The following is a 15,327-nucleotide window of genomic DNA, read 5'->3' as shown; positions in this document are numbered from 1 at the left end:
TTATTTTCATCATGATGTTCTCTATATATCAAATAATTTTACCTTGGCTGGCAATAATACTGAGCATTACCAGTTTATTTCTCAGTTCTTGGATTATAATTCCGGCTCCTAATCGTTTGTTGCAGATTTTAGGAGTAGGAGCGCCAGAAGTTAGCCCTTGGTTATTTATATTAAATATCATCTCTTTATTAACAGCTCTTTTATGTATCTATCAACCACAAATACAAATTATCACTTGCATTTTCAGCTTAATTGGATTAATGCTTTGTGGTTCAGTTTTAGTCAAAATTGCACCAACTCAAATGCAAATGTCGGCAGCAATACAACAAGAATTAGGCGAGAATTATTTAGCACAAATTCCTCTTCAAGTAAGTGCTAAAATGCAACCTCAACCCTTCTCGTTAGCGAACAGCTTCCGTGGTATTCCCCTAGAAAAAATCCGCCACAAAAAAGATATTTTATTCGCTACACCTGGGGGAGTTCCTTTAAAAATGGAAGTTTATCAACCAGAAGAAGTAGGAAAATATCCAGCATTAGTAGTAATTTATGGTGGAGCTTGGCAAAGTGGTAATCCTCACGCCAATTATAAATTCAATCAATATTTAGCAGCTCGTGGATATACAGTATTTGCCATTGATTACCGACACGCGCCCAAATATCAGTTTCCCGCACAGTTGGATGATGTGCGTACAGCGCTCAATTTTATTCGCCAACAAGCCGCAGAATATGAAGCCGACCCCGAAAACATGATACTCTTGGGACGTTCTTCTGGCGCACACCTCGCCATGCTAGCGGCTTATCAACCAGATGCGCCACCGATTCGTGCTGTAGTCAGTTATTACGGGCCGACAAACTTGACTGAAGGCTATAATGATCCGCCACAACCAGATCCGCTAAATACTCGTGCGATTCTCACAACTTTTCTTGGTGGTTCCCCACAAGAATTACCTGATGAGTATAAAATTGCTTCTCCAATTAATTACGTAACTCGCCCTTTACCACCAACATTATTAATTTACGGTAGCCGCGACCATGTCGTCCAAGCAAAGTTTGGTAGGCGAATGTATGAAACTTTACACAAAGCTGGTGCAACTGCGGTTTTCTTAGAAATACCTTGGGCGGAACACGCTTTTGATGCTGTTTTCAACGGTGTGAGCAATCAATTAGCCCTATATTACACCGAGAGGTTTTTGGCTTGGGCATTGTTTAGTCCCAAGTCTGAATAGACTCTGACAAGATATCAGATTTTGGCACTAATCCTTCTGATTTGCGTCTATTATCTCACTCAGATCAATCTGCATCAGTTTTACTGGTGCAGTAATTTTATGTTTGTATTATATGGACTGTTATAAATTAACTTCAATTTTCAGCATAAATATGTAGGGAGTAATGGCAACCAATTTATGTTCAGAAGTATAAAAATTACAATTATGCTCACTAAAATCATATCCATCTTTAGACAATTTCCTTTATTTAATAAGGGTTTGCGCTCAATTAAGCGCCTTTTCCCATTAATATGTGCAATATCATTTGCTACAGTCTTACTCCTACATAACCTAACCCCTGCAACCGCTCAGGTATCACAAGTACCTGCTACGGAAATTCGCGGGGTTTGGATGACGAATAATGACTTTGAGATTTTGAGCGATCGCGCTAAACTTCAAGAGACTATTGGTCAACTCCGCAGCTTGAACTTTAACACCATTTATCCCTTAGTCTGGAATGATGGCTATACCAAGTATCCCAGTGCTGTAGCACAACGCGCTGGTATCCCCTTTTACTTCAAAGGAAAAGAAGGCCAAGACATCATTGCAGACATCGTTGCTCAAGCCCGTCGTCAAGGAGTACTCGCCATCCCTTGGTTTGAGTTTGGCTTTATGGCTCCCCTGACTTCCGAACTCGCATCCAACCATCCCGATTGGCTGACGCAAAAGCAGGATGGAACCCAAACTTCTATTAGCGCTGCGGGTGAAGTGGCTTGGCTGAATCCCTTTCACCCAGAAGTCCAAAAGTTTATTACTGACCTCGTCTTAGAAATCATCACTCAATATGATGCTGATGGCATTCAATTTGACGACCACATGAGTTTACCGGTTGATTTTGGCTACGACAAGTACACAATTAACCTATATACTCAAGAAACTGGCAGCCCTCCACCACCAAATCCTCACGCTCAAGCATGGAAGCAATGGCGTACAGATAAAATCACAGCCTTTATGTTCCAGTTAAACCGAGCTGTGAAAGCCAAAAAACCCAATGCAATTTTCTCTGTATCTCCCAATTACTACGATTTTGCTTATAAATATCAATTGCAAGACTGGCTCACCTGGGTACGCTTGGGTGCTGTAGATGAGTTGATTGTCCAGCTTTACCGGAATGATTTGGACAGTTTTAACAGTAAACTCACCAGCCCAGAACTCATCGAAACCAAACAAATCATCCCCACAGGTGTAGGAATCATGGCTGGGTTGAGAAATCGCCCTGTTTCCATCCAACAAATTCAATCTCAAGTGCGGGCGGCTCAACAACAAGGTTTAGGTGTGACTTTCTTCTATTACGAAAGCCTGTGGGACTATGGACAAGAACCAGCCGCACAGCGCCAAGCTGGATTTCAAGAAGTGTTTGCGAATCCGGCTGTGCGCGATCGCTTGCAATTTACAGCCCGTAAACCTACTTTTAATACCATATCAGTTCCTTTATATGCTAAAGGTTCAGTCGGTCAGCGATCGCGCGGCTATTTTATGGAATTAGCGATCGCAGGTGGTCAGCCAAAACGGGTTTTATTAGATACAGGCTCGGCTGGTTTAAGAGTTCCGAAAGAATTTTTAGGCAATGCTCCTATCAACAAAACAGGTCAAATTATCAAAGAAGTTTTAAGTGACGGTACTGTCCTAGAAGGAGAATTAGTTTACGCCACTATGCAGATTGGTCTAATTTCCACAGACGAACCTGTTCCTGTGCAGATTGTTACTAGCCGCCAATGTCTCCCCCAAAAGCCTAATTGCTCTGCAAAAAGTGGTACACCGTTCTCCGGTATTATTGGTGTCAACTATTCAGAAAAGTCACTTCCTTATAACCCTTTGCGAAAACTACCAGGAAACCTGAGTAATGGCTTGATTATTACTAGTAGTAGCAATAAAGCTAGTCTCATCCTGGGTTTAACAGCCAATAATCAAAATGCTTTCAAGATGGTATCCTTAAGCCCGCAACCTGCAATTAATGATATACCCGGTAACAGGTGGGATTCTCTGCTGAATGGTGTTTGTGTAACTATCTCCGGTACTTCCTTGAAAAATACCTGTAACGCAAAAATGGTTGTTGATAGTGGAAGCAACAGCGGTTTTACCGAAGTTAAATCTGCTGCTTTAATGGGTAAACTCAAACCTGGCAGGTTACGCCCAGAAAATGCGCTGAAAGTAGGAATCCCTGGAGTTTTTGACTACAGCGTCACACCAGGAAACCGTGATGGCATTAATGTATGGAACCTCAATGTCTCTGCAAAGGCGGAAAATCCTGTATTAGTAAATAGTGGGATGGGATTTTTTGATAAATACGATGTCCTACTCGATCCAGTTAACGGACAACAGGGTTTTCGTAGTCGTACTTGATACTGCTCGGTTAAGGATTGTCAACTCTTAATTTTGGTTTGGGGAAAAGCTGAAGGGGTAAAGGTTAAAGGTGTTTTCTTGCCCCTTTTCCCTTTCCCCTTTTCCCTTTCACCAATAAATATTGAGTTCGCTGTTGGTTAAAATGTTTGAAATTTAGAGACTCGTGATTCAGTATTGAGGCAGGATTTTCATGATTCTTGCTTGTTCTCTGCTTTATGCTATTTACTTGGCATACAGCCACTTACTAAACAAACGGCTAACTCTCGGCATCACAACGTAGGTCAACAGTAAAACCATAGTTACGGTGATCACCAGCGAAATCATCAAAGGTGGTAAGCCGCGAATCAGGGGGACTAAGAAAGTATTCAACAAATTAATCAACACAAATACAGATCCCCAAGTTAGCAATGCCATTTTATAGCGAGGTGGAGTTTTTAACGGTTGACCAGGTAGAGAAAACCAAGCTTCCAAACCACAAATTTCTTGAACATGAGGTTCAGATTCTACTAAATGTTTGCCTTTCTTTAACCAATATTCGCGATCGCGTGATGTCATCCAGGCTTTTAAGTTTTCATAGTTGTTAAACCGCAGGATAATCACATATTCTGGTCTTCCACCTGGTTGGGGACGAATCAAATTTGTGCCCAAATAGCCAAAATAGGTTTTGGCTGCACCGATAATTTCTTTCATCCAAATCTCGTAATCTTGTTCGCATCCTGGCTTAACCAGTTGTGAAATGACTACGGTGACAAATTGCTCTTCTTGTTGTATTTGCATTTTCAACCCAAGGGATAACCAACTTTTCCTACTTCCAAGCGCACAACATTTGCCGATACAATCCCTGTGGGCGGAGGTAAAAACATTCCACCATTCATCACCACATAGATGGCCGTGTTGTCGTTTTCCTGTTTACCAAATTCCACCCGAACAGCAAAAATCGGGACTGAGAGATAAATCTCAATCCCGATAAAAAAGCGGGCTAACCGCTAGGAACATGGTTAACCCGTTCAGCTTTGGGAACGCGCAGAGAAATTGTTATTGCAATACCAACTTCACATTGGCGTTTTGTAGACCGCGCTGTTTTACTTCAGCCAAGGTCTTGTTAACAGCATACTTTTGGTTAATGGAGTTGATTAACTCAGTTTGGTTGTGCTTCTTAGCAACACCCCACAAGTCAGCGATGAGGTCAAAGGAACCATCACTGTTGCGAGACCAACCTAGGTCATATTCGCCTTCCAGCACAGCAACGATGTCGGAACGGACGCGCTGACCGTTATAACCACGAACATCAGCTTCAGTCTTTACGCTGATACCCAGGTCGCGCAAGGATGCTTTGAGGATTTCTGCATCGGTGATCTTGGTGCGAAGAGTGCTAAAGTGAGACATTTGGGTTTCCTCCAATAGAGAAGATTGAGAACAACGACAACGGTTTGTTTTTGGGGAAGCCGCACTTAAATGAGAAGCGGCTTTTTTTCTATCAACTGCTAGCAGTAAATGCTAGCCTTTCCCCCTGGGTTAGCAGGAGAAAGCTTTTAGAACTCCATTCGCTGATATTCAGCAACGGAGGATGCTGCGGGTCTGGCGCGCTGTCTGGCCCAGTCTCTCAACGCTGTGACCTGTTCTTGCATAGTACGAGACAGCGGCAGGGTTGCCTTTAGTGCAGCAATAATATCTAGTTGGGTGAACTCGCGTTCTTGGGCAAAAGCTTCGTACATTGCCGCAACGATCGCTTGTTCAATTTCTGCCCCAGAAAAGCCGTCGGACATCTTAGCTAGTTGTCCTAGATCAAATCTAGTGATGTCTTCACGACGCTTTGTTAGGTGAATATTATATATATCTTCCCGTTCTTCAGGTGTGGGCAGATCCACAAAGAAAATTTCATCAAAACGACCTTTTCTTAAGAACTCTCCAGGCAATCTTTCCACTCTGTTAGCGGTTGCCATCACGAACACAGGAGATTTCTTTTCTTGCATCCAGGTCAAGAATGAGCCGAAGATCCGGCTAGAAGTACCACCGTCTGAATCACCAGAACCAGCACTACCAGCAAAGGATTTATCTAACTCGTCAATGAACAGAATCGTGGGAGAAATTGATTCTGCTGTTTTGAGGGCATTACGCAGGTTGGCTTCACTTCGACCCACCATTGAGCCGTCGTAAACTCTACCCATATCTAGACGTAATATTGGTAACCCCCAAAGTCTGGAAGTAGTTTTAGCAATTAACGACTTTCCACAACCAGGAACACCTAGAATTAACATCCCTTTAGGTTGAGGTAGACCATACTCTCTAGCTTTTTCTGTGAAAGCATTAGAGCGTTGCTTAAGCCACTTTTTCAACTCTTCTAAGCCACCTACAGCTTCAATGGTTTCATCTTCCTCGATGTATTCTAATATACCATTGCGCCGAATTAGTTGCTTCTTCTCCGATAAAACTATATCTACTTCATCTTCTGTCAAACGCCCTGTAGTTACCTGTGCCTTGCGATAGACTTTTTCGGCTTCATCTTTGGTTAAACCCAAGGCGGCTCTAAGAAGCTTTTCTCTCGCCTCTGTTGTTAGCCTGCGCCCACGATTTTGATCTAAATGGTGAGTTAAAACTTTGTTCAGCTCGGCCATGTCTGGCAATTGGAAGTCGAGAACTACAACTTCTTTTTCCAGTTCGATAGGCACTTGCTGGACGGGCGACATTAAAATAATGTTTTTCGGTATATTATGCGCGCCTTTAAAACTTGCGATCGCATCTCTTAACGATCTAGTTGTTGCAGGCGCATCTATAAAAGGATGTAAATCTTTAAGAATAAAAATACCAGGTTCTTTATGCCGGATAATCCACTCAATTGCTGCTTCAGGAGAAACAGTATTATGCTGGGTGACATTCCGGGGTTGACCATACTCCACGATGCCGTGAGTTACTGTCCAAACAAATACTCGGCGTTGAGGCTTTAACAACTGGGCGATGGTGGAGATTGATTGCTCGGCCCGCTCTTCCTCGGAGGTCACAAGGTAGATTAAAGGGTATTGAGCTTGAATTAGAATATTGAGCTCTTCTTTCATACATCGACCTACTTGAGACCTAAGTACAGTACAGACATCGTTTTTTTGGTGACGACAACCGAATGAATTATGAATTTAGCTATTCATAATTCATATCTAACAGGGGACTAACTCTTCCTCATCCTGGGGATGGGTTTTAGCTTCATCCATTTCATCAATGGAGATGGATTCTTGACCAATTACTCCTGGTTGACTTCCTAAAGTAATCAGCTCTCCATCACGTAGCACCAGGGAACTTTCACAGTTGGGACAAGAATATACTCTGTGAGTTCTGCCATAAACAGAAGCTTCTACTTCTTCAACTAATTCAGAATTAGATAAGTAGAAAAATAAAGCACGCTCGGCAAGTTCTGACATTGGTTCAGAATCTACTGCTGATCGAATCTTCAATTTCCTGTGCAGTTCTGGCGACAAATATAAAGTAACCTTTTGCTTAGTTTGCATAACTCTTTGGCGGCCTTACCCGGGTATGTATATAACGTTATCGGTTCTCTTTGGGGTTGTCAAGACAGCAAAACGTTTTGACGGCAATATTGTTACATTGCTTAATAATGGGCATGGGGGATGGGGCATTGGGCATTGGGATAAAAAGGGGGAAACTGTTGATATATAAGGGAAATCCCACTCTTTACTAAGAGTGGGATGAAATGAGAAAAGAGGAATTTGGTGTAAAGCGGGGGCTGCTTAATATTTATTGGGCAGTGTCTCAATCAAGTTGGGCGAAGGGAAAAAACCTTTAACCCTTTCACCTTTACCCTTTCCCCCTTCCCCCTTACGCCTCTTGCAATACGGCTGACTTTTGGTTGTTGGCTAGTTGCTGTTGCAAGTCTTGCCAGCTGATTTTTTCTAGACTGGGTAAGACTACATTAGCTATACCTAATCTTTCTACTGGCCCTAGTCCTACAGACCACATACCAGCAGACCTAGCTGCTTCAATGCCAGCACTGGCATCTTCTACAACTAAACATTTGGCTGGTGCAACACCAATTTGTTCGGCAGCAAATAGGAAGAGGTCTGGTGCGGGTTTGGGTTGGGAGACGCTGTAACCATCGGCTATGGCATCAAATTTATTGCCGATACCTAAGCGTTGAATGACGGTTTGAGCATTTTTGCTGGATGAACCTAAGGCAACTTTAATCCCAGCTGCGCGTAGTTCCTTTAAGAGGTTTTCAACTCCGGGAAGTAAATCGGCTGCAGTGATTTCCTCGATTAATTGCAAAAAGTAGTTGTTTTTGCGCTCCATCATTTCCTGAATTTTGGCTTCAGTCACGGGGCGATCGCCTAAAATTTGCATGAGGGTTTCTCTTCTGGGTAATCCCCTGATTGCGTCGTTGGCTTCGCGGTCAAAGGGAATGCCTTCTTCATCGGCTACTCGCTTCCAGCCTAAATAATGTAATTCTGACGTATCAGTTAAAACACCATCTAAATCAAAGATTACGCCTTGAATTTCTGGCTGGGAACTTGGCAAATTCTCATCTGCTGGTTGGTTAGCAATTTCCATGTCTGTTTCTTGTCGCAGGTCGAAGTCGTACCACTGATTGCGCCATTGCAGCCTAAATTTTAAACGTTGCCAAGTGGGAGGTAAATGTGGGGAAGCAACTGGGCCAAATTCCGTCATTTTAATGCCGGCAAACCCAAATACCACTGCTTGCCAAACTCCTCCCGCGCTGGCGGCGTGAATTCCTTCGGCTGCATTCCGCCTGACATCTTCCAAGTCTACCAATGCGGAACGGAGAAAATGTGTATAGGCGTGGGTGGGTTGGTTGAGGTCGCAAGCTAAGATGGCATGAATTGCTGGGCCTAGGGAGGAACCATAGGTATGGTCGGTGCGCTTGGTGTAGTAATCCCAGTTGGTTGCTAAGGTTTTGTAGTCATACTGTTCCCTTAACAAATAAATCAGCATCAAAACATCTGGCTGTTTGAGAATTTGCTTTTGGCTGGTGGCTTCAATTCCCAGTAAACCTTGTAAAGATGTGGTACGGGGTTCGTAATCGGCAAAGTTGATTTCTTCGAGTTGATAAAATCCTTCAAATTGCTCAATTAAGCCAGTTGACTGATCCTGATTGACAAATATACGCTCTTGGATATCAGCCCACTTATGCAAACGCTCTGTGGTTAAGTTGAGTTGTTGGGCTAATTGTGCAGATTTTTCTGGATAGGCTTGCTTCATCCAATCCCAAAGCGCTAAGGCTGATTGTAAATGCCAGCGCACCATTAAATTGGTGAAGGCGTTATTATCGACGCGATCGTGATTTTCATCAGGGCCAATCACATCTAAAATATCGTAGGATTGACGCTCGGCATTCCAATTAACTCGGCTTTCCCAGAATACGGCTGTATCTAAGATAATTTCTGCACCGTAATCATGCATCCAATCATCATCTGATGTGGTTTGCCAATAGTGCCAAACTGCATAAGCGACATCAGTGTTGATATGTACTTCGATATCACCACACCAAATCCGCACTAACTCACCGTTACCACTGGCATGGGGTACCCAGCGAGGTGTAACTTCATCACCTGTATCGGCACTTTCCCAAGCATACATAGCGCCTTGAAATCCTGCTTCTTGGGCTTTGCGTCGCGCACCTGGTAAAGTATGGTAGCGATAGGTCAGTAAGTTCCGGGCTAAGGCTGGTTGGGTTAAAGTCAAAAAGGGAAGAATAAAAATTTCTGTATCCCAAAATATATGTCCACGATAGGCAAAACCGGAGAGGGTTTTGGGTGGAATACTTACACGGTCATCGTGGCGGGGTGCAACAGCTAATATTTGAAAGAGATTGTAGCGGACAACTAACTGAGCATAGCGATCGCCTTCAATGATTATGTCACTGTCTTGCCATACTTGCTCCCATGCGGCGATATGTGCTGCCAACAGAGTTGCGTAACGGGGTTCATCTGCTAAACGTTGTAGCGCGGCAGCGATGGGAATGTCTGTTTCCCGGGAAGTAAAGACGGTGACAATCTTTTCGACAGTAGCAGCTTTACCGGGTGTCGCTTGAAAGGTTGTGGTTAAAGTTGGGGCAGTATTCGCATTCTCTAAGCATACAGGTGGTGCATTTTCGCCTTCTACCACTAACTTAGTAGCCATTCCCAATTGAATTTCTGAGTGGCGAGTTTGGTTATACAACCAAATAATTTGCTCAACACCACCTTGATTCAAAACTTTCCAGTGTGGGACTCCTTGGGTCTGGGGTTCTGAATCTAAGCCTACGCTAAAAGAAATTTCGCCTGTAAAATCTATGGATGTTACCTGAGCGCGAATCGCTAACACATGTTGATCTGCTAAACTTGTGAAACGCTCAAAGTGGAAATCTAAGGTGTGTCCTTTGGGGGAACGCCAGCGCACATCACGACTCAGTATCCCCAAACGCAAATCTAGGCGGCGTTCGTAATTGAGAATTTCACCACTATCCATACTAAAGCGATCGCCTGCCACGTGCACCTCTAAGGGCAGCCAGCTGGGACAATTAACTAATTCTGTATGGGAAATTACAACCTTATCGTATAGGCCATTAATTAATGTAGCCGTGGAATCTCCGGGATAGCCTTCTTCAAAAGTACCCCTCGTTCCTAAATAACCATTACTAATAGTAAAAACAGTTTCTTTATGATGCAGTTGGGTGGGATCAAAGACTGTTTCAATAACGTTCCAGTCTGTAGCTTCAGTCAGTGTCTGATTTTGTTGGGAATCGCGAACGGATAAGTTGACCATGAGTAATCATACCTAAGTTTTTTAGAGGTTAGGTTGGGGCAGGATGAAATGCAATTTTCAAGAGTTCAATGAGCAATTGCGCTCTAGCTTTATTGCCTAGACTTGGTTGTAGTCTTAACGGGCGGATTGACGTTGTTGCTAATAGCAACGTTCCCAATTTCATCTGTCTATAGTTAGGTGTTTTTAATAACTCATGTTATGAGTCATTAATAATACAAATTTCACGAATCTATAGATTTGGTTGAATAGCGTAACACAACAATATAAATATGCAACTTTAAATCAAGAAAATGCTCACTGAGTAATAATACTAAAAAGCTCACTTAGTAGCCTGGACATCAAAAAAGGTAATAATTATTAAATTTTAGATATCATAGCGAACTGGTGAGTTTTTTTAATTGCTGTTCATTTCAGCAATTTTTATCTAAAACCTGATGAATCAACGGTTTCAAGCCGCTATTGACTAACCACAAAATTATATATTTGTTTATTTTATATAAAATGAACTAACTAAAATATATTTAAAAGTCCATTGTGGGCGGCTAGGAGTAAAAATAGCTGAAAACGTATCTAAGGTGTGTATTATATGTTCGTCTTGAGCTTTTGGGTTAGTGGTCTTGTGACAGTTCAGTATATGGCTCTCTGCTATATAATTTACCTTTTTAACTGTAAGGTTATATAGATATTCATGATTAATTGACCTGATAAATAATTTTGGCTTTTAATTTATATTTTCTACCGATAAAATGTGATACCAGCCTCCTCGTTAATTCATTGATAATTTATTAGGATATTTGCCAAATATTAGGGCGATGATTAAAGCAATACAACAGTAATATTGACTAGGTAACAAAAATATTTTTGACTCCTAATATCGAATAATACATATTAACGTAAATTAACCTTATATTCTCAATTTTCAACAGCAAAATAGCCATCAAGACAGTAGTTTTGGCGTTTAGCTTTTGAATAGTGCGTAAAAGTAAAATCTACACTCATTAAAGCAGTTTAAAACCGCTGAAATGAGTATAGAATAGCCATTCTCTACCTTTCAATTGCAGATGATTCTGATGTAGTGGGCATTGCCCACACTACTACTACTAATTGCGATCGCTCCATTACGGATTACTTCAAAAGTCTTAAGCCGCTTAAAGTTACTAATACTGTAGAGCCTTCATGCCCAATCACGCCGATGGGTAAGTTAATATTGCCGAGAAAGTTACCGATGAGTAGCAGCAGAATAAAACCCAAGGCGACGACGATATTTTGTTTGACTATACTTTGCGATCGCCTACCTAAATGCATAGCTACAGCAATTTTCTCTAATTTATCGGCCATGAGGACAACATCGGCTGTTTCTAGTGCCACATCACTACCAGCCACACCCATTGCAATACCCACAGAAGCCTGGGCGAGGGCTGGTGCATCATTGATCCCATCGCCTACCATTGCCACTGTTTGATATTTTTGCTGTAAATCACTAATTACAGATAGCTTGTCTTCTGGTAACAGTTCAGCATACACGCGATCAATACCCACAGCTTGTGCAACACTATGGGCAGTTCGCTGATTATCCCCGGTAATCATCACAATCTCGGCAACACCCAACTTTCTTAAGCGTTTAATTGTTTCGGCTGCTTCTGTACGTACCATATCTGCAATAGCGAGGGCACCCACAATCTCATAACCATCTTCTCTTCTGGTTTGGGCTACCCACACAACTGTCTTACCTTCTTGTTCCCAAAATTGAGTTAAATTCTGCAAATCCTGGGGTAATTCTGGCACATACTCCCCAATAAAAGCAGCATTTCCCACCATTACCTGTTGGTCTTGAATAATACCGCTAATTCCCTTTCCTGGGATAGCTTGCACTTCCAGTGCGCCCACCCAATCTATATTTGCTGCTGCCTGCACAATAGCTTTACCAATAGGATGTTCTGAGTATGATTCTAGAGAGGCGGCGGCTGTTAACACATCAGTTTGCGAGTATTTACCATAAGGTATTACTTCACAGACTTGTAACTCCCCTGTTGTCAAAGTACCAGTTTTATCGAATGCGATCGCTCTTACTTGGCCAATCTTTTCTAATTGGGCACCATTTTTAAACAAAATCCCCTGTCTGGCACCATTGGCGATTGCTGACAGCAGTGTAGGCATAATAGCAGCCATCAAAGCGCAGGGAGAAGCTACTACCAAAAATGTCAGCGCCCGGTAAATTGTGGTTTCCCAATCCCAACCCCAAATAAATGGCGGCATAATTGCCAGAAATACGCCCAAAGTGACAATTATTAGCGCATATTTCCGTTCAAATCGCTCAATAAATTCTTGGGAAGGCGGTGCTTCTGTTTGTGCTTGTTCGACTAACCGAATCACCCGTTGAATCAAACTGCTGCTGGCTGGCTTATGTAACTTTAGCTTCAGCGCCCCATAGCCGTTGATTGTCCCCGCAAAAACTTCATCGTTGACTGTCTTCTCTACAGGTAAAGACTCGCCTGTAATCGCCGCCTGATTGAGGGTGCTATAGCCAGAGACAATTAAAGCATCAGTAGGAATTAACTCCCCTGGCTTGACAATAATTTCATCCCCTACCTGTAACTGGTGAATGGGAACTAACTCTTCTCTTCCTTGACGTAAAATCCTAGCTGTATCTGGAGTCAGACTCATCAAACTGCGAATACTGCGTTCAGTTCGCCGCATCGCGTAGCCTTCTAATGCGCCACTAATCGCAAAAATCAAAATTAAAATAGCCCCATCAATAATTAAGTGGTATTCCCTGCGCCATAAGCCCAAGCTAGCAGCACCAAGCGCTGCCACAATCATCAGCAAATCTACATCCAGTTGTTTTTCCTTGACTAGGGTAGTTAACCCCTCACGGGCGCTTTCATAACCACCAATCACGTAAGCTGCGGTTAATAACAACATTGCCCATCCCAGCCAGCCAAGATGCAAGGTGAACCAGCCCAGAAATAACAGCACTCCACAAACTAAGGCTGCTAAGGTATCTCCATGTTCTTTGGTGAATTTGGTTAAATGCTGTGGGTAGAGCATGAGATTGAGAAACTAAGCGGACTATCTCACACTAAACGTTGACATTAATGTTAATGTCAACAGTGTGGGAGTTGACTATGGCGAGTCTCATATTTTGCGTCTAGCCCTAGTGATGAGAAATTACGGGACTTGTACAAACAAATTACACATAGATTTTGTCTGTGTAAGCATTCCCTAACTTGTAACAAGTGACGCATGGCTTGCAGTCGCCCAGAAAGTTTATTGTTGTTGTTGCATTGGGATGAAAACGATTTATGTTAAAGCGAATCTATATTGATAACTTTCGAGGCTTAGTAAATTTTGAGCTTAATTTTGACTCAATTAATCTGTTTCTTGGTGGTAATGGTTCAGGTAAGTCCACTGTTTTTGAATCTTTGAGAAAAATTCAAGCATTTTTAACAATTCATTGTGATGCAGGAGAGGTGTTTAAATCTTCTGACTGTACACGCTGGCAGAATTTACTAATTCAACGTTTTGAGTTAGAAGTTTCTGGAAATGGTGGTAATTATAAATATGAACTGGCTATTGAACATTATACTCAGCATAATTGTTATGTTCAGCATGAGCGTCTATACTTTAATAATCAACTTTTATTAAATATTGAAAATGGCAAAGGTCAACTTGTTAGAGATGATAATTCATCCTTGTCTGAATTTCCATTTCCTACCTCCCATTCCGCCATACTTTTACTAATAGAAAGTGGCAATACAAAATTGAAGTGGTTTCAAAATAGAATAAAACGATTAATTATTGTTCAGATTATTCCAATCAATATGAAAAATGGCAGTAGGCAAGAGGAAATTGAACTAGATTGGAGAATGGAAAACTTTGTTTCTTGGTATCGCTATATTACTCATGACAAAGATAAACTGCCGGAATTAATTGATTCGCTAAAAAAAATAATAGATGGATTTATAGGTTTTAGATTTGAAAAAATTAGTGAAGAATATGTAATTTTAAAATTGCAATTTTTAACCAGTAAAGATGAGAAAGAAGTTATTGAGTATCGTTTGAGTGAATTATCAGATGGACAAAAAGCACTTTTTGCTCTTTATTCTTTTTTGTACTGTACTCAATCCCAAGATTATACACTCTGTATAGATGAACCGGAAAATTTTTTAGCGCTTCCAGAAATCCAACCTTGGCTAGTACAACTTTATGACTTTTGTAGTGAGCAAAAATTGCAGGCTTTGCTAATTTCTCATCATCCAGAACTAATTAATTATCTTTTAGCATCACCGGTAGGGTATTGGTTTGAGCGTCAAAGTAATGCACCAGTAAGAGTGAAAAAAATTAGTCATGAAATGGCAGAGAATACTGGATTACCCATTTCTGAACTAATTGCACGGGGATGGCTGTATGAACCAGCGTAGAGTACAGATTGTTCTTCTATGTGAAGATAGGCAACAAGAAGTTTTTGCTCGCCATTTTCTAAAAAAACGTGGTTTTACTGGCAACATCAGAGCTAATTTTTGTCTCAAAGGTGCAGGAGAACAGTTTGTCAGAGATAGTTATGCCGCAGAGGTGAAAGCCTACCGAAGTAAGAACTATCTTTCAGTCATATTAGTAGTATTGATTGATGCTGATAAAGAAACGATAGAGAAAAGGCTAAAGCAATTAGATGATGCATTAATAGCAGATTCCCAGCAAATTCGCCAGCCTCAAGAAGCCATAGCAATCTTTATACCTAAAAGAAATATTGAAACTTGGATACATTATTTACAGGGAGAAGCTGTTGACGAAGAAACAGAATATTCAAAATTTACCAAAAATGAGTCAGCTTGTAAGCCCTATGTTGAAAGCTTAGTAAATCAGTGTTACCAAGGCTTGGATGCAAATGCACCATCATCACTTCAGGCGGCTTGTGGAGAACTAAAAAGAATTTTGCCGTTGTTGGAATAAA

10 protein-coding genes and 1 pseudogene are annotated in these 15,327 nt (G+C 41.6%); 4 read left to right on the top strand and 7 right to left on the bottom strand.

Features of this window, described 5'->3' with window-relative positions:
- Window positions 1-14 precede the first annotated feature (14 nt).
- Window positions 15-1,226 (top strand): alpha/beta hydrolase fold domain-containing protein, encoded by a 1,212-nt coding sequence (locus AACU25_RS18185; protein WP_096577946.1) that lies wholly within the window; start codon window positions 15-17, stop codon window positions 1,224-1,226.
- 204 nt (window positions 1,227-1,430) lie between these two features.
- Window positions 1,431-3,608 carry a glycoside hydrolase family 10-like protein gene (locus AACU25_RS18180; protein WP_096577943.1) on the top strand — a complete coding sequence of 726 codons (2,178 nt, stop codon included), beginning with the start codon at window positions 1,431-1,433 and terminating at the stop codon, window positions 3,606-3,608.
- A 222-nt stretch (window positions 3,609-3,830) separates the two neighbouring features.
- On the opposite strand, the gene AACU25_RS18175 is transcribed toward AACU25_RS18180, so the two are convergent.
- The 7 genes and pseudogenes from AACU25_RS18175 to AACU25_RS18145 all read right to left on the bottom strand — a co-directional run bounded on the left by AACU25_RS18175 (window position 3,831) and on the right by AACU25_RS18145 (window position 13,424).
- The gene (locus AACU25_RS18175; RefSeq protein WP_190445919.1) at window positions 3,831-4,385 is read right to left on the bottom strand and encodes a putative antibiotic biosynthesis monooxygenase; all 555 of its coding nucleotides are present in this window, start codon (window positions 4,383-4,385) and stop codon (window positions 3,831-3,833) included.
- 2 nt (window positions 4,386-4,387) lie between these two features.
- A pseudogene (locus tag AACU25_RS18170) lies at window positions 4,388-4,507 on the bottom strand (gluconolactonase); the annotation flags it as partial.
- A 136-nt stretch (window positions 4,508-4,643) separates the two neighbouring features.
- The gene (locus tag AACU25_RS18165) at window positions 4,644-4,994 is read right to left on the bottom strand and encodes a DUF1257 domain-containing protein (protein ID WP_015136553.1); all 351 of its coding nucleotides are present in this window, start codon (window positions 4,992-4,994) and stop codon (window positions 4,644-4,646) included.
- Window positions 4,995-5,140: 146 nt separating this feature from the next.
- Window positions 5,141-6,661, bottom strand: a complete 1,521-nt coding sequence (gene ycf46, locus AACU25_RS18160) for a stress-responsive protein Ycf46 (RefSeq protein ID WP_045873909.1) — start codon at window positions 6,659-6,661, stop codon at window positions 5,141-5,143.
- 96 nt (window positions 6,662-6,757) lie between these two features.
- Complete coding sequence (locus tag AACU25_RS18155; protein WP_045873910.1) at window positions 6,758-7,105, bottom strand: slr0373 family blue light stress response protein; 348 nt, start codon at window positions 7,103-7,105, stop codon at window positions 6,758-6,760.
- A 328-nt stretch (window positions 7,106-7,433) separates the two neighbouring features.
- Entirely contained in the window at window positions 7,434-10,376 is a 2,943-nt protein-coding gene (gene pgmB, locus AACU25_RS18150) for a beta-phosphoglucomutase (protein WP_096577939.1), read from the bottom strand.
- 1,125 nt (window positions 10,377-11,501) lie between these two features.
- On the bottom strand, window positions 11,502-13,424 hold the full coding sequence (locus AACU25_RS18145; RefSeq protein ID WP_096577937.1) for a heavy metal translocating P-type ATPase: 1,923 nt from the start codon (window positions 13,422-13,424) through the stop codon (window positions 11,502-11,504).
- A 254-nt stretch (window positions 13,425-13,678) separates the two neighbouring features.
- On the opposite strand from AACU25_RS18145, the gene AACU25_RS18140 reads away from it, so the two are divergent.
- On the top strand, window positions 13,679-14,797 hold the full coding sequence (locus AACU25_RS18140; protein WP_096577935.1) for an AAA family ATPase: 1,119 nt from the start codon (window positions 13,679-13,681) through the stop codon (window positions 14,795-14,797).
- Window positions 14,784-15,326 carry a hypothetical protein gene (locus tag AACU25_RS18135; protein ID WP_096577933.1) on the top strand — a complete coding sequence of 181 codons (543 nt, stop codon included), beginning with the start codon at window positions 14,784-14,786 and terminating at the stop codon, window positions 15,324-15,326. Before AACU25_RS18140 ends, AACU25_RS18135 begins: the two co-directional genes overlap by 14 nt.
- Window position 15,327 lies beyond the last annotated feature (1 nt).

Origin of the sequence: Tolypothrix tenuis PCC 7101, from assembly GCF_963874875.1 — a bacterium.
GTDB classification, from domain to species: Bacteria; Cyanobacteriota; Cyanobacteriia; order Cyanobacteriales; family Nostocaceae; genus Aulosira; species Aulosira tenue.
The sequence above is the reverse complement of the archived record's forward strand: the minus strand, read 5'-3'. Positions and strand labels throughout refer to the sequence as shown.